This is a genomic window from Nocardia sp. NPDC006982, from assembly GCF_042869435.1.
Classification (GTDB): domain Bacteria; phylum Actinomycetota; class Actinomycetes; order Mycobacteriales; family Mycobacteriaceae; genus Nocardia.
This window is the reverse complement of the sequence record NZ_JBIAFV010000003.1, coordinates 465,382-485,185: the sequence shown is the minus strand read 5'-3', so window position 1 is coordinate 485,185 and position 19,804 is coordinate 465,382. Positions and strand designations below refer to the sequence as shown.

Sequence of the window (19,804 nt, the reverse complement as noted above, 5' to 3'; positions counted from 1 at the left end):
CGAACGCAGAACGCGAGGACGACAAACCTGTGTGGCGGCGTGGCCTGGCCATCGGTGCCGCAGCGGGAGTTCTGATCCTGGCCTTGGCGACAGCGACCGGCCTCCTCGGATATCAACTCGCGGACAAGAATCGTGATCTGGCTGAACTGAAAAACGCGGCACAAACCGCACAGCAGGCGGAACAGAGCGCGCTCACCTATGCGACCGGCGCGGCCACCATGGATTACAAGGACCTCGCGGCGTGGCACAAGAAACTCGTCGTGAACACGTCGCCGGATCTGAGCGCGAAACTTTCTGAGGCAGCGACGTCGATGGAGCAGGTGATAACCCCGCTGAGCTGGACTTCGACGGCGCAACCGATTGCAGCGCAGGTGAAGTCGCACAATGGTGACAGCTATACAGTTGTCGCATTCGTGAACGTCACGACGAAGAACGCGCAGGCGCCGGACGGTGTTCAGTCCACCGCCGCTTACACGGTAACCATGGACCGCGCGAAGAATTGGCTCATCACCGATGTCGGTGGAATGGCTCCAATCGGTCCGAAGTGACCGGAAGACGGCCGAAAGCGATTGCACCCGACCATGTCTCAGTGCCGGTGGGCAGCTGCGCCGACCGGTAGCAAGGCGTGTCCCGGTTCGACAAATTGGAAGGATATCGTGATGGGCATAGAGGTCAGGACCGAAGGTGTTACGAAATCTTTCGGGTCCCAGCGGATTTGGCAGGATGTCACTCTGACTCTGCCCACGGGGGAAGTCAGCGCTCTGCTCGGCCCCTCCGGTACTGGTAAGTCGGTGTTTCTGAAGTCGCTGATCGGTCTGCTGCGCCCGGAGCGCGGTTCGATCTACATCGACGGCACCGATATCACCACCTGCTCCAATAAGGAGCTCTACGAGATCCGCAAGTTGTTCGGTGTGCTGTTCCAGGACGGGGCGCTGTTCGGCTCGATGAATCTGTTCGACAATGTGGCGTTCCCGTTGCGCGAGCACACCAAGAAGTCCGAGTCCGAGATCAAGAAGATCGTGATGGAGAAGCTCGAGCTGACTGGTCTGCTGGGCGCGGAGGGCAAGCTGCCCGGTGAGATCTCCGGTGGTATGCGCAAGCGTGCTGGCCTGGCGCGTGCGCTGGTGCTCGACCCGCAGATCATCCTGGTCGATGAGCCGGACTCCGGTCTGGACCCGGTGCGTACCACCTACATCAGCCAGCTCCTCCTGGACATCAACGCTCAGATCGACGCCACCATCCTGATCGTGACCCACAACATCAGCCTCGCACGGACTGTCCCCGACAACATTGGAATGTTGTTCCGCCGCCAGTTGGTGACGTTCGGCCCGCGCGAGGTGCTGCTCACCTCGGAGGAGCCGGTCGTCAAGCAGTTCCTCAACGGCCGCATGGTCGGTCCGATCGGTATGACCGAGGAGAAGGACGAGGCGCAGATGGCTCGCGAGCAGGCGCTCGCCGACGCTGGCCACTACGACTCCGGTATCGACGAGGTCGAGGGCATCCCGCCGCAGATGCGCACCCAGCCCGGGATGCCTGTCCGCCAAGCGGTGCGGCGACGGCGCGAGCGCGTCCGCCACATATTGCACACCCTGCCTCCGGTCGCGCAGCAAGCCATCATCGCCGAGCTGAAGAAGGGCGAATCTGCCGCGATCACCGAGTACGCGTAGTCGAAGGCGGTCACCACCGCCCACAGGTGCAGTTGTCGGAGGAAAGGAAAGCTGTGCCGCCACGTCAGCCCGTGCTACCGGTTCAACGCAGGGTGGTCCACGAGAACGCTGGCTGTGGTGATGCCGGCGCGGCGGCAACGTTGATCCGGTCCGCCCACTCGTCGGGTCCAGCAGTCACTCCGTCGATGAATCTGTGAAACCCGAAAGGCTCACCCGCCCTACAGAACTGATCTCGAATTGGCCGTTCCACGGTCGCTTCGGGGTTCGGATCGACTGTCATCAAGATGTGTACGTCGCCCAGTCGCGCCGCGCGCGTCGGAGAGCCTGCTCCGAACGGCCCTGATGAACACCGGAAACGGCCGCTGAACAGAGAGCGGGGTGATTCCTGTGCTCGCAGGCCCCCGGGGACTCCAGGGTTGACTGCTCTCACCGAATCTTCACAACCTGGCTATGACCCGATACCTATGAGCATCGCCAACTCGACCTTGATGTGGAGATCTTCGTTCGGAGTTCGAGTCCGGACCGGCCGCCCGATCAAGCGCCAGCGGGTGTGGTTGCAAGATCGGTCCAGAGTACCGCTCGGACCATGGTCATGAGCTCTGCAGCGATCGTCGGGCGTTCGTGGAGGTGGCCGATCCTGACCACGTCATTGACGACCGCCCGGGCTGCGTGGACCAGGATGGTGGCCTCGATGTCGGTGAGATCGGGCCGTGCTTCGACGAGGGCCTCGGTCCATGCGTCGATGTCGGCGTCGAGGGCTCGGCGGATCGCCTGGCCCGCCTCCTCAGGAAGGCTGACGGCCTCGAGGACGTATACCCCGAACAGAAGTCGCTCGCGTACGCCCAGGCCGACGTAGATCGCGACCAGATCATCCAAGGTCACGGTGCTCAACTCGTCGCGGGCTGCCGACAGAGAGGCGCTGGCGCGGCTGAATGCCTCGATCAATAGATCGGCCTTCGCCGGGAAGTGGTAGAGGATGCTCGGGCCTGCCATGCCTATTGCGGCGCCGATATCGTCGAGACTCATTGCGGCGTAACCGTGCTCGTGAAACAACCGGATCGCTGTCATGAGTACTTCCTCGCGTCGGGCCGCTGGTACCGCGTCGTTGCGGCCAACCGCCGCGACAGACGGTTCACTCTGGCCGAAGCCGGGCCGGGCGCCGTCGACTGCCGGTGCGGCGGGCGATGGAATGGGGGGCCACTCGATCCGCGAGAGAGCTGCGGCCGCGGCGCGGAGAACCCGACGTCGCTCCGATCTCGGGCTGCGCGCCGGGTAGGCCGATTGGCTCGAAAACACCGCAAGAACGGCAGTAATTAGCAGCCTCGAGTCAGCCGTCGGCAGGTCCGCTCGTACCGTACCGAGTTGGCGCCGCAGTTCCGTGGTCACAGCCGTGAATCGGGTCTCGAGTGGCTCCCGGTCCGCTGGGGGGAGGTGACGCATCTCTCGCTGCAGCAGAGCCCAGAGATCGCGGCGGTCGGCGGCCGCGGTCGCAAGGCGCTCCAGCCGGTCGTCCCAGGACGCATCGGGTGGCTGCGTGACGGCCGCTTCTACCAGGGTCAGGCCACTGTCGATCGCGCCTACCAGCAAGGTCTGCTTGTTCCGGAAGTGCCGATACACCGCGGGTGCCGTCACGCCGACATCGGCGGCCACGGCGGCGAGGGTGACCCGGTGGAACCCGAGATGGTGAAACTGCTTGGCCGCCGCGACGGCGAGCTGCTGCCGCCGCGCTGCTGCGCTCATCCGACTTCGGGGGCGCGCCGCTACGTCCTCTTCGACTGCTTCGCCCGTCACCACTGTTCGTCCTCTGCTTCCTCCGGCTGCCTCGGTTTCGAGTGCTGAGAGCCGGGCCCGACTCTACCCGGGGCTTGCCTAGTGAATATTAACTAGAATAGAGTCCGATGCGAGGCGAGCTCGAGACTCGCGACACTTCACCAGGAGGGCACACGGCGATGTCGGTCTCTGTACCCACGTCCGAAGCATTCATCTACGACGCCATCCGGACGCCCCGCGGCCGGGGCAAGAACACGGGGGCGCTGTACTCGGTCAAGCCGGTCTCACTGGTCGTCGGCCTCATCGATGAGCTGCGTAGCCGGCATCCCGAACTCGATCCGCACATGATCGACGATCTCGTTCTGGGGATCGTGTCTCCGGTCGGTGATCAGGGGTCGGTGCTGCCGCGGACCGCTGCGATGGCCGCCGGATTGCCCGACACGGTCGGTGGGGTACAGCTCAATCGCTTCTGCGGTTCCGGCCTCGAGGCGGTCAACACCGCGGCGCAGAAGGTGCGCTCGGGGTGGGACCGCCTCATCATCGCCGGCGGTGTGGAGTCGATGTCGCGCGTGCCGCTCGGTGCGGACGGTGGAGCCTGGATGAACGACCCGGAGACCAACCTCGCGACCTCGTTCATCCCGCAGGGTGTCAGCGCCGATCTCATCGCCACGATGGAAGGCTTCAGCCGCGACGTTGTCGACGCGTATGCGGTTCGGTCACAGCAGCGTGCGGCCACAGCCTGGTCGGGCGGCTACTTCGCGAAATCCGTTGTGCCGGTCCGGGACCGCAACGGCGAGACGATTCTCGATTACGACGAGTACATGCGGCCACAGAGCACGACCGAATCTCTTGCAGGTCTGAAGCCCGCGTTCGCGACCGTCGGTCAACACGGCGGCTTCGACGCGGTGGCGCTGCAGCGATACCACTGGGTCGAGCGCATCGACCACGTCCACCACGCCGGCAACTCGTCCGGCATCGTCGACGGTGCGGCGCTGGTGCTGATCGGGGACGAAAGCGTCGGCTCCTCCCTCGGACTCACACCCAGAGCGCGGATCGTCGCGACCGCCACCTCAGGCGCGGACCCGACAATCATGCTCACCGGACCGATCCCCGCGACCCGGAAGCTGCTCGACAGAGTCGGACTGACCGTCGACGAGATCGACCTGTTCGAGATCAACGAGGCATTCGCCGCCGTGCCCCTCAAATACGCGAAGGACCTCCGCATCCCCGAGGAGAAGGTCAACGTCGTCGGCGGTGCCATCGCGATGGGTCATCCGCTGGGGGCGACCGGCGCGATGCTCGTCGGCACGATGCTCGACGAGCTCGAACGCCGGGATGCACGCCGCGCGGTCGTGACGCTCTGCATCGGCGGCGGCATGGGGGTCGCCACCCTCATCGAACGCGTCTAACCGTTGGCCGGCCACCGCAATACCGAATCCCCAAGCAGTAGGAGACCATTCGGATGACCTACCCATTCGACCACGACATGTTCCGGTGGGACGTCGACGACGACGGCATCGTGACCATCACCATGGACGACCCGACGCAGTCGGCGAACACGATGAGCGCACGGTTTACCGAGCAGCTGCCGACACTCGTCGACCACTTGACTACCGTCCGCGAGGAGATCACCGGTGTCGTCATCGCCTCGGCGAAGAAGACCTTCTTCGCCGGGGGCGACCTCGCCATGATGAAGCGCGCCACCGCTGCTGACGCCCCCACAGTCCGCCGAATGCTCGACACCATCAAGGCGGCCTTACGGAAACTCGAGACCCTGGGCCGGCCGGTCGTCGCGGTGATCAACGGCGCCGCGCTCGGTGGCGGGCTCGAGATCGCCCTTGCGTGCCACCACCGCATCGCCGTCGACTCCCCAGAGGTCATCGTCGGCCTACCCGAGGTCACCCTCGGACTGCTGCCCGGAGCTGGAGGAACCACCCGCACCGTCCGCATGTTCGGAATCCGGACGGCCCTTGACGACATTCTGCTGCCCGGAACCAGATTCGGCCCTGAACAGGCGCTGGGCGCAGGGCTTATCGACCAACTCGTCCCCAGTGTCGCCGATCTCGCCACTGCCGCACGCCGGTGGATTGCGGACAACCCGGACGCATCCCAGCCGTGGGACCGCCCCGGCTATGTGATCCCTGGCGGCACCCCGGCCTCGGCGGACCTGGCCGCGGTACTGCCGATGCTGCCCGCAACTCTGCGGAAGCGCTCGCACGGCGCACCGAACCCCGCGGCGAACCATCTGCTCGCCGCCGCCGTCGAAGGGGCACAGGTCGACTTCGAGAACGCCCAGACCATCGAGTCGCGGTACTGCACCGATCTGATCTGCGGCCAGATCTCGGCAAACATCATCGGATCGAGTTTCTTCGACATGCAGGCCATCAGGCGCGGCGCGAGCCGACCATCGGGCTACGACCGGCACCGCGCCGCGAAAGCCGTGATCATCGGCGCCGGGATGATGGGCGCCGGAATCGCGTACGTCTGTGCGCAGGCCGGACTCGATGTCGTGCTCCAAGACGTCAGCGTCGACGCCGCCGAGCGCGGAAAGGGCTACAGCGCCAAGATCCTCGACACGGCGGTGGCAAAGGGCCGACTTACGGTATCCGACCGTGACCAGGTACTCGCGCGCATCCGGCCATCCGCCGACCCCGCGGACGCGTCGGGGGCCGATCTGCTCATCGAAGCCGTGTACGAGAACCCCGATCTCAAGCGGCGCGTTATCGCGGAAGCAATTCCCCACCTGGCCCCAGGTGCGGTGATCGCATCCAACACCTCCACATTGCCGATCACAGACCTGGCCGCGGGCTTGGCTGCACCGGATCAGTTCATCGGCCTGCACTTCTTCTCCCCGGTCGACAAGATGGCGCTGCTCGAGATCGTGGTCGGTGAGAAGACGAGCGACGCCACTCTCGCCAAGGCCATCGACATCGCCCAGCAGATCGACAAGACCCCCATCGTCGTCAACGACAGTCGAGGATTCTTCACCAGCCGCGTCATCCTGGAATTCGTCAACGAGGCCATCGCCCTGGTCGGCGAAGGAGTCCCCGCGGCATCGGTCGAGCAGGCAGCGACCCAGGTCGGCTACCCGGTCGGCGCGCTCGCACTCGTCGACGAACTCACCTTGACGTTGATGCAGCGGATCCGGGAGGAGACCCGAGAGGGATTGCGGGCCAACGGCGTCGAGTCCCCGGTTCACCCCGGATGGGCCGTGCTGGACCGAATGATCGCCGACTTCGACCGCAAGGGACGGTCCACCGGCGCCGGGTTCTACGACTACGCCGACGGGCGCCGGACGGGGCTATGGCCCGGCCTGAAGGACGCTTTCGGCGGCACGAGCACGGATGTCCCTCTGCTCGACATGCAGGAGCGGATGCTGTTCGCCGAGGCCCTCGACTCTGTGCGCTGCCTCGACTCCGGGGTGCTGCGGTCGGTGGCCGACGCCAACGTCGGCTCGATCCTCGGTATCGGATTCCCGGCCTGGACCGGCGGTGTCCTCCAGTACATCAACCAATACAGCGGCGGCCCAGCGGGTTTCGTGCACCGTGCACGCGAGCTCGCAGACCGATACGGGTCGCGCTTCCAACCGCCGGCGTCGTTGGTCGCCTTGGCGGAGAACGGCGGTGATTACCGATGAGCAATCTCACTTCCCCCATGCACGACACGGCGATCTGGACGGAACCGGCCCGCTCCCTCGAGGGCCGGACCGTGCTGATGTCGGGCGGCAGCCGCGGTATCGGGTTGGCGATCGCTACCCGGGCTGCTCAGGACGGCGCCAACGTCGTCATTCTCGCCAAGACCGACAGCCCCGACCCTCGGCTGTCGGGGACAGTGCATACCGCGGTGGAGCAGATCGAAGCGGCGGGCGGCCGCGGCCTGGCGGTCGTCGGCGACGTCCGTCGCGAGGAGGACGTGACCCGCGCGGTCGAGGCCGCAGTGGACACCTTCGGCGGGATCGATGTTCTGGTCAACAACGCATCCGCCATCGTTCTGGCGCCGATCGGGAAGGTGCCGCCGAAGCGCTACGACCTGATGCAGGATATCAACGCGCGCGGCACGTTTCTGATGATCAGTGCCGCACTCCCGCACCTGCACCGATCGGATGCCGCGCAGGTGCTCACACTGTCCCCGCCGATCAACCTCGCACCGTATTGGCTCGGGGCCCACGCTCCCTACACCCTCAGCAAGTACGCGATGACCATCCTGACAACCGGCTTCGGCGCACAGGATCACCCTGTCCCGCTCTCGGCCAACTGCTTGTGGCCGCGGACGACGATCGCGACCGATGCGGTCCAGAACATCGTGGGTGGCGACGCCGCGATGGCGGTTTCGCGCAAGCCGCAGATCATGGCCGATGCCGCGCACGCGATCCTGACCCGCCCCGCCGGAGCGGTCACCGGCCGTACCCTGATCGACGACGAGGTGCTGACCTGGGCGGGTGCGACTGACCTCGCTGTCTACCGCTACGGCGATGCCGCCGAGTCGCAGCTGAAGATCGACCTCTTCCTCGAAGGAGCCGAGGAATGAGCGACCGCGGCCCGCGCACCGTGTACACAGACGATCACGAGCAGTTCCGCCGGACCGTCCAGGGTTTCATCAAGACCCAGGTCGCGCCGAACGACGCGCAATGGGAGACCGCCGGCATCATCGACCGGTCCCTGTTCACCGGCGCCGGTGAGCTGGGCTTGCTGATGCACGCGACACCGGAGCGATTCGGCGGTCCAGGCATCGACGACTGGCGGTTCTCCGCGGTGATCGACGAAGAGTTCGCCCGGGCCGGTTTCGCCTCGGCCGGGCTCTCCCTGGCGCTGCAGAACGACGTGGTCGGCCCCTATCTGCTCGACCTCACCGACGACGACCAGAAGCAACGCTGGCTGCCCGGCCTGGTCTCTGGGGATCTGATCAGCGCGATCGCGATGACCGAGCCCGGCGCGGGCAGTGATCTGTCCGGTATCGCGACGACCGCCGTGCGCGAGGGCGACACCTACGTCGTGAACGGCTCGAAGACGTTCATCTCCAACGGCCAGAACGCCGACCTGGTGGTCGTCGCGGTGCGGACCTCCCCGGACCGGCACCGCGGACTGACCCTGCTCGTCATCGAACGCGGCATGCCGGGCTTCGAACGCGGCCGCAACCTCGACAAGCTCGGGATGCACGGCCAGGACACCAGTGAACTGCATTTCGACAACGTCCGCGTCCCCGCCGCCAACCGCCTCGGGGAGGAGGGCCAGGGCTTTTTCTACCTGGTGCGCAACCTCCCACAGGAACGGCTGTCGCTCGCGGTTACCGCGGTCGGGGCGGCCGAGGGCGTGCTCAGTCGCACGGTGGACTACGTCACCGAGCGACGCGCCTTCGGCCAATCGGTCGGGAGTTTCCAGCACAGCCGGTTCCTGCTCGCCGAGCTGCAGACCGAGATCGACATCGCCCGGGTATTCGTCGATGACTGCGTTGACCTGCACACCCGTGGGGAGCTGACCGCGGCGCGGGCCGCGAAGGCCAAGTACTGGTGCTCCGAATTGCAGGTCAGGGTCGCGGACCGGTGCCTGCAGCTGCACGGCGGATATGGCTACATGCGCGAACACCCCGTCTGCCGAGCCTTCGCCGACGCCCGGATTCAGACGATCTACGGCGGCACCAGCGAAATCATGAAGGAAATCATCAGCAAGGACATGGGCTTGTGAGCGCGGCAAACCCAGCCCCGACCCCTTCGTTGCCGAGGAGCGAAATGACAACCACCGAGCCCATCGAGCACCTGCCGGTCACCGAGGCGTTCATTCGATCCTTCGGCCGGCGATGGCTCGACGCATGGAACTCCCACGACACCGACCAGGTGCTCGAGCTTCTGCATCCGGACATCCTGTGGGACGAGCAGGTGTTCTGGCCGACGCCGCTGCGCGGCCGCGAAGCGGTGCGCGCCTACGTCGACGCCATCTGGAAGGCGATGCCGGACGTGCACTTCGAGGAGGTGCAGACCTTCAGCGCACCCGCCGACGGCCGCGGCCTGTTCATGTTCCACCAGAGTGGCGGAGCGCCAGAGCAATTCGGCGCCACGGACAAGACGTTCGCGACCACCGGCTGCGACATCTTCCTCGCCTTCGACGAAGGCCTTCTATCCCACTACACCGCGGCGTTCGACATCGTCGGGATGCTCCGCCAGCTCGGCGCACTTCCTCCGCGCGGTGACAAGAACGGCGGCGCCTATCTGATGTCCATCGCCCACCGTCCGTGACCCTGCCGCCCCAGCCCCTTGAACGGGAGGAAGTACCTCGATGACCGGCCTCCAGTATCTGATCACGACCGTCGAAGACGGCGTCGGCATCATCCAGCTCAACCACCCCGAGAAGCGCAACGCCCTCGGTTGGGAACTGCACAACGAGATCATCGCCGCCCTCGAAGGGTGGGCGTACGACGACGATGTCGCTGCCGTCCTGCTGGTCGGCAACGAGGACTACTTCTGCGCCGGCTGGGCCCTCGACGTCCTCCAGAGCACCAGCGGCGACGAGCGCATCCGATTCAACGATCTCGCGCACAAGCTCATGACCACTCTTTACGACTACCGCAAGCCCACCATCGCCGCGGTCGCCGGAGTCGCCCCCGGATATGGCATGGACCTGGCCAATATGTGCGACATCACGATCGCCTCCGAGAACGCGGCCTTCGGATCCACCCAGGTCAAGTACGCGATGAACGGCTTCTACCACGGCATCGCGCACCGCGTCGGTGCCCAGCGCGCGCGGCGGATGTTGTTCACAGGAGACCCCATCACCGCCACCGAGGCGCTGCGCGTCGGCCTGGTCGACGAGATCGTGCCCACGGGCACGGTCCGCGCCAACGCGCTGCGTCTGGCCAAGGAAATCGCCGAAGCCGGCAGCGAGCTGACCACGGTACTCAAGGAGGTCGCGCTGCGTGCGGACAACATGGACCACGTCGCAGCCACCGCATACGAACTGCGAGTGACATCGGACCTGCTGCAGCGGGGCCTGTTCACCCGGCGCATCGCCGAAGGACTCGATCGACTCCGGGCAGGAACGAGCAAAGCCACCGAACGCCTGCGCCCTACACCGGCCACCGATGCTGTCTCCACCGATGAGGTATCGCGATGACCTCGACACATCACCGCGGGTGGAGCGGGCTGCGCATCGGCGACATGCTCGGTGACCAAGCCGCAGGCAACCACGATCGAGAACTGTTCTGTTTCGAAGATCACCGCGTCACCTACGGCACATTCCATGCCTGGGTCGAGGATGTCGCCGCCGACCTCGTGGCCCACGGTGTCCGGCCCGGCGACCGCGTCATGGTGCAATTGCCGAACTGTCTCGAGGCACTGGTGCTGCAAATGGCGGCGTTCCGTATCGGCGCGATCAACACCCCGGTGGTGCCGATATACCGCGAACACGAAGTCCGGCAGATCATCTCCGACTGTCTGCCCGCGGCCATCGCTGTCGGGGAAGCATGGTCCGATCGTGACCCGGCGGCCGAGATCGACGCCCTCCTCGATGATCTCGGGCACATGCCAAAGGTTCGGTACCTCGTCGGCGATCACCGCGACGGCTGGAGTCGGCCACCGGCGATGGTGCCCGCGGAGCAGGGGAGCGCCGATCGACGATCCGCGGATCTGCCTGAGCCGCGGGATCCGGAGGAACCCGCGCTGTTGCTCTACACCTCGGGAACCACCTCGGCGCCCAAGGGCGTCCTGCTTACGAGCAGGGCACTGATCGCGCATCTGCGAAACTTCCAGAGCGCCCTGCGGGCAGGGCCGGACAGCGTAATCCTCGTTGCCACACCACTGTCGCACCTCGGCGGATTCATCGCGGGCGTCGTGTTCCCCGCCTTCCTCGGCGCACGTTCGGTCGTGATGCCTGCGTGGCGACCCGACGAAGCTGTTGATGTCATCGAACGCGAACGCGCGACCATCGCCATGGGAGCGACGGTATTTCTCAGCGATCTCGTTCACCGCTATGAAGCCGGTGCTGGGCCGCGCCACCGACTCAGCCTGTACGCCTGCGCCGGGGCCACCATTCCACCGTCCGCGATCACTCGCGCCGAAGCTGTCGGCGTCGAGGCGATGCGCTGCTACGGCATGACCGAGACCGCGGGAGTCTGCGCGGCGGCTCCCAAGGACGCTCCGCTGTACCGGCGGGCCGAATGGGACGGGCGAGTTCTGCCCGACATGCGGATCGAAGCGGTCGACCACGACCGGCAGCCCCTGCCCGCCGGCGAGGAAGGCGAGCTACGGATTCATGGGCCGCAGTTGCTCACCGCCTACACCGACCCCGGTCTGACTGCCGCTCAGATCGACGACGAGGGCTGGTTCTACCCCGGTGACGTGGGAATTGTCGACGACGAGGGCTGGGTCCGCATGACCGGTCGCCTCAAAGACATCATCAACCGGGGCGGGGAAAAGTTCTCGACCCTCGATATCGAGGCGGCGCTCAGCTCCCATCCCGACGTCGACGCCGTTGCCGTGACCGCGATCCCGGACGACAGGCTCGGGGAGGGGGTCGGCGCTTGGCTGGTCCTGCGTGCCGGCGTGCCCTGGAACGGGCCGAGGACGTTCATCGAGCACCTCGAGGAAGTGCGCCTGGCGCGCCAGAAGATCCCGACGTACTGGGAGGTCGTCGACCAGCTGCCGAGCACGGCCAGCGGCAAGATTCGCAAACAGGAGCTGCACGTCAGCCCCGAAGGGGTGTGTATCACCCGATGAAACGTGCCGACCACGGCCACGAACTCCCGGCAGGACCGGTTGGCAGCGGTGGAGTTCGTCGACGAACTGCCCCGCACACCCCTCGGCATGCTCATCAAGGGCGCCTGACCACGTAAACCTGCACTCCGCAGCGATATTCACATGAGGAGACATGACATGACCGACCATGCCATCCACGCCACTGTTTCCGGCGGCGTCGGAACCATCACCTTCAACCGCCCCGAGCGGCGCAACGCTCTCAGTCTGGAACTGTTCGGCGCCATGGGTGACCAACTCGACGCCTGGCGACACGACGACAACGTCGCAGCTGTGGTGCTCACCGGCGGCGAGGACGTATTCTGCGCCGGCCTCGACCTCGACCTGCAGTCGGGCTTCACCCCCGAGACCCGCAAAGCCTACGGTGATGCCTGTTTGCGGGTCTACGGCGCATTGCTCGACTACCCGAAGCCGACCATCGCCGCGTGTGCGGGCCCCACACTCGGCGGCGGCTGCGATATCGCCGTCTTCTGTGACATCCGCATCGGTGCGCAGAACGGCCGGTTCGGGTTTCCGCAGGTGAAATTCGGGCTCACTCCCTATTTCTCGCCGCTGTGGAAGATCGTCGGCCTGAGTCAAGCCAAACTCCTCACCCTCGGCGGCGATCTCATCGACGCCGACGAAGCACTCCGGATCGGGCTGGTGGACCGGCTCGTCCCTACCGGCTCCGTTGTCGATGAAGGCACGCGTGTCGCCACCAGCATCGCCGAGACGACCACCAAGTCCGCGATGTTCAACAAGGAGATGATCCTGCGGTCTCCGGCCATGGATCCGATCTCCGCGCTGTCGTTCGAGACCATGGCCTACCGCGAGATCGTGTGGCACCCCGATGTCGTCGACCGTGTCGGGACCGCCTTCGCCCGCATTCATCGCAACCGGTGACACCACTGCGCCGCTAGTCGCCGCGGGCATCCAGACTCCCCAGAACGGGATGCCCGCGGCGAGCTATCCGCCACTATTCTCGAGGACTCGCATCCATGTCACCAGCGTTGCACTCAGACCCCTCGCAGCGCACGTTCTCCGACGACTTTGCCCGGTGTGCTCGCAACAACCATGGAATCTGCGGGCCAACCGGCCCGCCGGACGAACTGTTCGGCGTCCGGTTCGTCGGTGACGCAATGCCTTGCAGCGCAGCTGAATGCGTCAAGCCGGTTCCGGCCGGCAATCCTGGCTGGCTGATGCCGCTGATCGATCTGATCCTGGCGCGCAGCGCGTTGGGCGACCTCGCACCGCACAGCTGCGTCACCCGACGTATCGACCTGCACGTCCATCCGGACAGACTGAGCGACGCAGAGACGGTGCGCGGTGTGGCACGGCGTTGCTTCGCCACCGGCGCCATGCTCGTGAGCACTGCCGAACTGCGCAGCCCCAGCGGCATGGTATTGGGCACGGCGACGGGAAATTTCGTCGCAAGCGACTCCTTCCTGCCGGTACCCTACGAGGCCGATCCGCAGCACATCGAAGCCGGTTCGTTGATCGATCTGCTCGAGCTGCGCTTCGACCCCGATCCCCACACCGGGATGCTTCCCGCCGGGCCCCGCACCGCGAATCCGTCGGGCGTCGTCCACGGAGGAGTCCAGGCTGCCGCGCTGTGCGCCGCCATCGAACACGTAGCGCGTACCGGCGATCGCGTGCAGAGCGACATCGTCAGTGTCGGAGTGGATTTCGTGCGACCACTCCCAGCGACCAAGACGCCGCTGGTATTTCGCGTGACTCCGCGGCGGGCAGGGCGACGGTTCGTGACCGTCGAAGCCAGTATGTTAACGGCGGAAGGGGAGATCGGGACGCGGGTCGAGGCGACCCTGTACCGACGGGCCAGGTAGCGCCCTGGGCGTCGCTATCACGCTGTGCCGTCACAGGCCGCGCGCAGCGAGTCGGTGATCCAGGGGGTGTCGGAGCCGACGCCGTAGTCGGTGGTCCGGTTCCACCGCGCCGCGACGTCTGCGCTTGTCGCGCCTGACGGCAGGCGCACGCCCGCGGCCCGTTCCCAGCGCACCGTGGCGGCCCACCCGCCGCCGGTTTCGATAACCTCCCCGCTGAGCGGGCAGCTGTCGTGGGCGAGGGCCAGCACATACGGCGAGACCGCGTCGGTACCGAGTTGCGTCAGCGGACCGTCGTCGAATACGTCGACGGTCATGTCGGTCAGTGCCATCGGCGCCACGGCATTGACCCGTATCCCATAGCGCTTGCCCTCGAACGCGAGACTCTTTGCAAGGGAGATGATCCCGCCTTTGGCCGCGGCGTAGTTGACCTGCCCGATATTGCCGTGCAGCCCCGCACCCGAATGTGTCGGTGATGCCACGGTCGTCAGGCGGGCGCGTCGAACACGCTACGGCCGATGTCTCGCTGCAGGTCTTCGCGGAGCCGAAACTTCTGGATCTTGCCCGCCGGCGTTCGGGGCAGCTCAGCGCGTATCTCCAAACGTTCCGGCCAGTACTGCTTCGCCATACCCTGTGCGGCAAGGTGGGCGGGTCACGTCAGAGAGCGTTGGTGGTTCGCCGAGAGGGACGACGACGGCACACGCGCGTTCACCGAGCCGGTCGTCGGCGTAACCCACAACCGCCACCTCCTCGATATCGGGATGGGTGAACAGGGCGTTCTCGATCTCGACGACCGGGATGTTCTCGCCGCCTCGCACGATGATGTCCTTGGCGCGGCCGCTGATTCGCACGGCGCCGTCGTGCGTGCGCCCACCAAAAACCCAGTCCGGCTTGACAAATATAGAAGCATCTGGTGGGGCGGGGGACTTCATCAGCTGTCGGAGAGGATGGAGTCGCCGTAGAGGAAGAAGTACCCGGTCGAGCTGCGCGATGCGGATGTATGCCGAGATAGCCCGGCAACATGAGTCGTAGTGGGCTGCGACTGACGCGGTGGCCGAGCTGCTCGGTGCGGTACCCCGGACACTGTCCGTTAGTGGGTGCGGCAGGCGACTACGTGAGCAGCAGGTGTAGTTGTAGCTCGCCGATGATCAGTCCGAGCAGGGCGCCGACGGTGATCAGCTTCCATTCGTCCTGTTTGAGCGCGGGACGGAGAAGGCCTTCGAACTCCGCGTTCGTCATCAGTTTCATCTTGTCCTCCAAGAATTCTGGAAGGTTCATCGCTTCGGCGGCGTAGCTTGCGAACTCGTCGGTCCGTTCGAGCATTCGACGTACCGCTATATCCGAAGCGATGAGCTCGAGCTCGGCATATGGTGTTCCCGTCGCGAGTCGCAGTAGCGGTTTCGCGGCTCCGGTCTGTGCGTCGATCGCTCGTTGGATCTGTTGATGCAGCATGGAGAGGAACCGGTCGGAGTTCGGTCCGGCGACGAGCTCTCCGAAAACATTGGTGGGAGTCAGGATTTCCTCGGACACCAGCCGCGTGTAGTCCCGGGCCACCTCGTCGCGCCGTTTGATGAACAAGCCTTGCCAGGTGAAGATGCCGAGATATCGTGTGGGTGTAATCGGGCGGAAGATCATCTGCAAGGCCAGCCAGTCGGTGATCAGGCCGGTGATCGCCCCGAACAGCGGCATGATGAGCGGCGAGTGGGTGGCGGCCCAGGCACCGGCTTGAACCAGGCCGAGGGTGAAGCCGAAGGGTATTCCGACTCTGACGATGAACCGCATCTCGTTGCCACCGATGGTGCGAATCATCTTCACGAGCAAGTTCTTATCTTCGGTGAGCGCGTTGACGCACATCATCCTGATGTCCAGCACCGCGCGCACGTTGGTGCGCAGGTCTGTCATGAAGGTGTCGAGCATCGCGGGAACCGCGTCCTCGACGTGTGCGATGACGCGGTTCTGCACGGTTTCCGGCAGTGCCTGCCACAGGGTCGGCTGCACGCTGTTCATCAGTTCCCTGGTCAGTTGTGCGACCAGCGTGTGCATCGGGTCGGCGATCCGGCCTGCCAGCTCGCCGAGGTCGATGCGCGCGATGATCTCCTCCGGATCGAGGAGGTTGCCCAACATCAGGTCCACCGCGGATGCGGCCATCCGCGCCGCGTTCCGCGGGATGACCCCCTGCCAGCCGAGATACGGTGGTACGCCGACGAACTCGATCGGCCGGAACATCATTTCGACTGCTACCAGTTTGGTGACGTATCCGATTACCGCGGCTACGAGCGGCATCATGGCGTAGGTGGTCCAGTTGTTCGCGACGTCCTGAAGGATCGGCACCGAATCGCTCACGTCTGGGGGTGGAAGCCGATGCGGTCCAACCAGGAGAGCATGTCGGCGATCACCTCGCCACGGTTGGTCTCGTTGAACAGCTCGTGGCGCGCGCCAGGGTATGTCATGAGGGTGAGTTCGGTCAGTCCGGCCGCTCGATACCGGTCAATCAGTGGATGAACCGAGGCCAACTGGCCGTTCACGGGGTCTTGATCACCGACAGCCACATAGATCGGAAGGTCGGTGCGCACCGCCGCCATTCGCTGTGGATCGGCGACTGCACGGCTCGCAGCGAACAGTGCCTTCATGGCTGCTATGTCCAACCCGAACCCGCATCGCGGATCGGCAAGGTAGGCATCCACCTGGGATTCGTCCCGGGACAACCAGTCGCAGTCGGTGCGGGCCGGAGCGAACGGGGCGTTGAAAGCAGCTAGGTCGAATGGCTTGTCCAGATCCAGCGTGGGCTCGATGAGGTCCGCCAGCGCCGTGCCGGTCAGCACGACGGCGTCGACCTCGTCGCTGTGCTCGAGCAAGCACTGCTGCGCGGCGAACGAGCCCATGCTATGCGCGATGAGCGCCAACGGCAGATCAGGATGTTCTTTGCGTAGTACGCCGTTCAATATGTGGATGTCATTGACCAACTCGGTCCATCCGGCGGCGCCGATATTGCCGAACGACACCTCGGACCCGGCGGTGGTGCCGTGGCCGCGGTGGTCCTGTCCGGCCACGAGGTAGCCCATGTCATTGAGCGCGAGCGCCAGCTCGTGGTACCGCAGGACGTGTTCGCCCATGCCGTGGGTCAGTTGCACGAGGCCGCGCGGCGCGCGCTTCGGCGTCCACCGGTAGGTGACTATCTCGAGCCCATCGCGGGAGGTGAAGGTGGATGTGCTGGGTGCGTCGCTCGATGCCATCGGCGCCCTCGTTCCTGTCGGTACTGCAGCTATTCGCATTGGGGTGCGGGTAGCGAGCCGCTTATTAATTTATGTTCAATTCGAAAATATCACACAGGTGTCGTGGAGGACGATGTTGCCGGGCGTCGACCCGGATGGTGGTCCTGGCGACTGGGAATCCAATGCGTAATTCGCCACCGGGGCGGCATATGGGACTGTGACGTGAAAGTCGCGCCTAGTCGTTCTTCCTGGTCCGGGGCATGTCGGTGGCCCGTGGTCGGATGCCGTGGAGGTCGGGGTCTCGCTCCCCTTCGGGACATCGGTCGAGGACGGCCCCGGTGTGGTTCCAGGGCCTCCCCCCTTGCGACATCCGCCCATACCGGCTGGCCCCGCTGACGCCCGAGCGACTCGCCGGACTGATCGCCGAAGGCCGCCGGATCACCGGGGCCAGCGAGTGACCCACGAGACCGTCACGGGCCCGACGGCGGCAGCAACGCGTCGGCGATTCGAATAATCTGCAAGATTGAATGTGCGGCAACGGCTTTCGGTGCAATTGGACACGATGCTCTACCCAAATCCGAGAAAGTCGCGCTAAGGAGTTACCGCAGACAATGGCCCATTATCAGCGGCAAGCACAGCCGGTTGACCCATGCTGCCGAGGATGGGGCCTCGACACCGATGCTGATGCGGATGAGCGGGCACACCTCGGTGCGGTCGCTGGCCCGGTATGCGCGCCCGTCGGCGGATGCGCTGATGCGCTGGCAGGCGCAGACCGATCCCGCCGCCCGGCGGGCAGCGCCGAGGAGGTGAAGGGGTCGGTGAACGGTGTCGTGCTGCGTCACCACGTCGAATGTCACGCTCACCGTGCGATCGGTTTCCAGGGTGGGGTCGGGCTGTCGCACACGGCAAAGGCCGGCAGGAGGCGTCCGTTCGGTAGAGGCCGGCCACCACCCTAGAGATGCCCTGCTTTCCTGCGCTGATTCGTGTCCTGAGAACAACAGTCATCGCAGGTAGCAGGGCATCTCTAGCCTGGATCCAGGCTCAGTGGGCCATCACGGGCTCACCCTCGGACGGCTCCAGAGCCCGATTCGGAATCAGGAACGCCGCGATCACCGCACCGACCACGAAGAATCCGGAGCCCCACGCCAGGGTGGCCGTGTAGCCCTCGACCCCGGCCTGCGCCGCGGCCAGCGCGCTGGGCGTGTGCGAAGTCAGGTAGTCGGTCGTGGCCGTCGTGGCAACGGTGGTCAGGAGTGCGGTACTGATGGAGCCGCCGATTTGCTGACCGGTGTTGATCAGCGCCGAGGCGACGCCCGCGTCATCGTGGTGCAGGCCTGAGGTCGCCCCCTGGAACGCGGTGGTCATCGCCCCGCCGATGCCGAGACCCAGCAGGATCATGCCGGGCATGATGTGGGTGGCGTAGGTGCTGTCCAACTCGAGCCGGGTCAGCAGGGCCATACCGGCTGCGGCGACCAGGAAGCTGACGCTGACGACGATCTTCGGGCCGACCCTGGGCAGCACCAGCGAAGGCATCGTGGTCGACGTAGCGACGACGCCCGTGACCAGCGGCAGGTACGCCAGACCGGTCTTGATCGGCGAGTAGCCGAGGGTGGCCGCAAAGTAGTAGGTCAGGAACAGGAAGATCGAGAACATCCCCATGCCGATGACGAACACTGCCACGAACGAACCACCGCGGGTGCGGTCCAGCACGACGCGCAGCGGCAGCAGCGGATGCGCGACCTTGGTCTCCAGCAACACGAACGCCACGAGCAGCACCGCGCCGACGATCATGGAGCCGAGGGTGACAGGGTTGGTCCAACTGGTGGACTCCACGTGCGCGAACCCGTAGACGATCGCGAACAGTCCGGCGCTCACCACGAGGATGCCCGGAATGTCGAGTTTGGGTTTCTCGGTGATCACGGGCTTGGCCAGCAGCAGCAATGCACCGATCAGGGCGGGGACCGCGAAGGCCACGTTCACGTACATCACCCAGCGCCACGACGCCCATTCGGTGAGCATGCCGCCGACCAGCAGCCCGATCGCGCCGCCCGCACCACCCAACGCACTGAAGACACCGAAGGCCTTCGCCCTTTCTGACGGTTCGGTGAAGGTCACGCTGAGCAGTGAGAGTGCCGCGGGTGCGAGCACCGCGGCGAAGAGGCCTTGGGCCACGCGCGCCGCGACGAGGATCTCGAAGCTGGAGGCCGAGCCGCCGAGAACGGATGCGGCCCCGAAACCCGCCAAGCCGATCACGAAGAGGGTACGTCGGCCCAACAGGTCACCGAGTCGGCCGCCGAGCAGCAGCAGGCTGCCGAACGCCAGGGCATAACCCGTGATGACCCACTGCCGGCTGCCGTCGCTGAAGCCGAGGTCTTGCTGCGCCTCGGGCAGCGCGATGTTCACGACGGTCGCATCGAGCATGACCATGAGCTGAGCCAGGCCTAGTACGACCAGTGCCCACCAGCGCACGGCATGCGAGCCGCGAAGGCCCGACTTTTTCTTTCCGGAGGCGGGCGCCCCGCGGTCGATGCTGGTACTCATTTTTCCCCTTGCTTGCTGTTACTGGGCATGACTGAAATCCGTCTGGAAACAGAT

The 19,804-nt window shown here is 65.5% G+C and carries 17 protein-coding genes; 11 read left to right on the top strand and 6 right to left on the bottom strand.

Annotated features, from left to right (window positions below):
* The first annotated feature begins 83 nt into the window (after positions 1-83).
* Together ACFYOW_RS15545 and ACFYOW_RS15540 are read left to right on the top strand one after the other, a co-directional pair.
* Complete coding sequence (locus ACFYOW_RS15545; protein WP_387288310.1) at positions 84-548, top strand: hypothetical protein; 465 nt, start codon at positions 84-86, stop codon at positions 546-548.
* 111 nt (positions 549-659) lie between these two features.
* Positions 660-1,667, top strand: a complete 1,008-nt coding sequence (locus tag ACFYOW_RS15540; protein WP_387288308.1) for an ABC transporter ATP-binding protein — start codon at positions 660-662, stop codon at positions 1,665-1,667.
* Between the two features lie 534 nt (positions 1,668-2,201).
* Here ACFYOW_RS15540 and ACFYOW_RS15535 read toward each other — a convergent pair.
* Entirely contained in the window at positions 2,202-3,458 is a 1,257-nt protein-coding gene (locus tag ACFYOW_RS15535) for a TetR/AcrR family transcriptional regulator (protein WP_387288306.1), read from the bottom strand.
* A 158-nt stretch (positions 3,459-3,616) separates the two neighbouring features.
* Here ACFYOW_RS15535 and ACFYOW_RS15530 point away from each other — a divergent pair, with 158 nt between their 5' ends.
* The 9 genes from ACFYOW_RS15530 to ACFYOW_RS15490 all read left to right on the top strand — a co-directional run bounded on the left by ACFYOW_RS15530 (position 3,617) and on the right by ACFYOW_RS15490 (position 14,000).
* Positions 3,617-4,846 (top strand): acetyl-CoA C-acetyltransferase, encoded by a 1,230-nt coding sequence (locus ACFYOW_RS15530; RefSeq protein WP_387288304.1) that lies wholly within the window; start codon positions 3,617-3,619, stop codon positions 4,844-4,846.
* A gap of 53 nt (positions 4,847-4,899) precedes the next feature.
* Positions 4,900-7,074, top strand: a complete 2,175-nt coding sequence (locus tag ACFYOW_RS15525) for a 3-hydroxyacyl-CoA dehydrogenase NAD-binding domain-containing protein (protein WP_387288302.1) — start codon at positions 4,900-4,902, stop codon at positions 7,072-7,074.
* The gene (locus ACFYOW_RS15520; protein ID WP_387288301.1) at positions 7,071-7,964 is read left to right on the top strand and encodes an SDR family oxidoreductase; all 894 of its coding nucleotides are present in this window, start codon (positions 7,071-7,073) and stop codon (positions 7,962-7,964) included. Before ACFYOW_RS15525 ends, ACFYOW_RS15520 begins: the two co-directional genes overlap by 4 nt.
* Entirely contained in the window at positions 7,961-9,118 is a 1,158-nt protein-coding gene (locus tag ACFYOW_RS15515; RefSeq protein WP_387288299.1) for an acyl-CoA dehydrogenase family protein, read from the top strand. Before ACFYOW_RS15520 ends, ACFYOW_RS15515 begins: the two co-directional genes overlap by 4 nt.
* 44 nt (positions 9,119-9,162) lie before the next feature.
* Positions 9,163-9,666 carry an ester cyclase gene (locus ACFYOW_RS15510; RefSeq protein ID WP_387288297.1) on the top strand — a complete coding sequence of 168 codons (504 nt, stop codon included), beginning with the start codon at positions 9,163-9,165 and terminating at the stop codon, positions 9,664-9,666.
* Positions 9,667-9,706: 40 nt separating this feature from the next.
* The gene (locus ACFYOW_RS15505) at positions 9,707-10,540 is read left to right on the top strand and encodes an enoyl-CoA hydratase/isomerase family protein (protein ID WP_387288295.1); all 834 of its coding nucleotides are present in this window, start codon (positions 9,707-9,709) and stop codon (positions 10,538-10,540) included.
* Positions 10,537-12,141, top strand: a complete 1,605-nt coding sequence (locus ACFYOW_RS15500; RefSeq protein ID WP_387288293.1) for a class I adenylate-forming enzyme family protein — start codon at positions 10,537-10,539, stop codon at positions 12,139-12,141. Before ACFYOW_RS15505 ends, ACFYOW_RS15500 begins: the two co-directional genes overlap by 4 nt.
* 156 nt (positions 12,142-12,297) lie before the next feature.
* Positions 12,298-13,059: an enoyl-CoA hydratase/isomerase family protein gene (locus ACFYOW_RS15495; protein WP_387288291.1), complete on the top strand. Its 762-nt coding sequence runs from the start codon at positions 12,298-12,300 to the stop codon at positions 13,057-13,059.
* A 236-nt stretch (positions 13,060-13,295) separates the two neighbouring features.
* Complete coding sequence (locus ACFYOW_RS15490) at positions 13,296-14,000, top strand: acyl-CoA thioesterase domain-containing protein (RefSeq protein ID WP_387288289.1); 705 nt, start codon at positions 13,296-13,298, stop codon at positions 13,998-14,000.
* A gap of 17 nt (positions 14,001-14,017) precedes the next feature.
* Here the strand turns inward: ACFYOW_RS15490 and ACFYOW_RS15485 are convergent, their stop codons facing one another.
* The 5 genes from ACFYOW_RS15485 to ACFYOW_RS15465 all read right to left on the bottom strand — a co-directional run bounded on the left by ACFYOW_RS15485 (position 14,018) and on the right by ACFYOW_RS15465 (position 19,750).
* Positions 14,018-14,479, bottom strand: coding sequence for an SDR family NAD(P)-dependent oxidoreductase (locus tag ACFYOW_RS15485; RefSeq protein ID WP_387288287.1), 462 nt, complete (start codon positions 14,477-14,479; stop codon positions 14,018-14,020).
* Between the two features lie 102 nt (positions 14,480-14,581).
* Entirely contained in the window at positions 14,582-14,929 is a 348-nt protein-coding gene (locus ACFYOW_RS15480) for a hypothetical protein (RefSeq protein ID WP_387288286.1), read from the bottom strand.
* A 178-nt stretch (positions 14,930-15,107) separates the two neighbouring features.
* Positions 15,108-16,340, bottom strand: coding sequence for a DUF445 domain-containing protein (locus tag ACFYOW_RS15475; protein ID WP_387288284.1), 1,233 nt, complete (start codon positions 16,338-16,340; stop codon positions 15,108-15,110).
* Positions 16,337-17,230 (bottom strand): alpha/beta fold hydrolase, encoded by an 894-nt coding sequence (locus tag ACFYOW_RS15470; RefSeq protein ID WP_387288283.1) that lies wholly within the window; start codon positions 17,228-17,230, stop codon positions 16,337-16,339. The genes ACFYOW_RS15475 and ACFYOW_RS15470 overlap by 4 nt, the downstream gene beginning before the upstream one ends.
* A 1,020-nt stretch (positions 17,231-18,250) precedes the next feature.
* Complete coding sequence (locus ACFYOW_RS15465; RefSeq protein ID WP_387288282.1) at positions 18,251-19,750, bottom strand: MFS transporter; 1,500 nt, start codon at positions 19,748-19,750, stop codon at positions 18,251-18,253.
* Between the last annotated feature and the right edge of the window lie 54 nt (positions 19,751-19,804).

Coding starts and splice junctions, on each gene's coding strand:
- ACFYOW_RS15505 (WP_387288295.1), top strand. CDS start 9,707: ATGACCGGCCTCCAGTATCTGATCACGACCGTCGAAGACGGCGTCGGC.
- ACFYOW_RS15495 (WP_387288291.1), top strand. CDS start 12,298: ATGACCGACCATGCCATCCACGCCACTGTTTCCGGCGGCGTCGGAACC.
- ACFYOW_RS15540 (WP_387288308.1), top strand. CDS start 660: ATGGGCATAGAGGTCAGGACCGAAGGTGTTACGAAATCTTTCGGGTCC.
- ACFYOW_RS15470 (WP_387288283.1), bottom strand. CDS start 17,230: ATGGCATCGAGCGACGCACCCAGCACATCCACCTTCACCTCCCGCGAT.
- ACFYOW_RS15490 (WP_387288289.1), top strand. CDS start 13,296: ATGCCTTGCAGCGCAGCTGAATGCGTCAAGCCGGTTCCGGCCGGCAAT.
- ACFYOW_RS15530 (WP_387288304.1), top strand. CDS start 3,617: ATGTCGGTCTCTGTACCCACGTCCGAAGCATTCATCTACGACGCCATC.
- ACFYOW_RS15465 (WP_387288282.1), bottom strand. CDS start 19,750: ATGAGTACCAGCATCGACCGCGGGGCGCCCGCCTCCGGAAAGAAAAAG.
- ACFYOW_RS15520 (WP_387288301.1), top strand. CDS start 7,071: ATGAGCAATCTCACTTCCCCCATGCACGACACGGCGATCTGGACGGAA.
- ACFYOW_RS15480 (WP_387288286.1), bottom strand. CDS start 14,929: ATGAAGTCCCCCGCCCCACCAGATGCTTCTATATTTGTCAAGCCGGAC.
- ACFYOW_RS15525 (WP_387288302.1), top strand. CDS start 4,900: ATGACCTACCCATTCGACCACGACATGTTCCGGTGGGACGTCGACGAC.
- ACFYOW_RS15510 (WP_387288297.1), top strand. CDS start 9,163: ATGACAACCACCGAGCCCATCGAGCACCTGCCGGTCACCGAGGCGTTC.
- ACFYOW_RS15500 (WP_387288293.1), top strand. CDS start 10,537: ATGACCTCGACACATCACCGCGGGTGGAGCGGGCTGCGCATCGGCGAC.
- ACFYOW_RS15515 (WP_387288299.1), top strand. CDS start 7,961: ATGAGCGACCGCGGCCCGCGCACCGTGTACACAGACGATCACGAGCAG.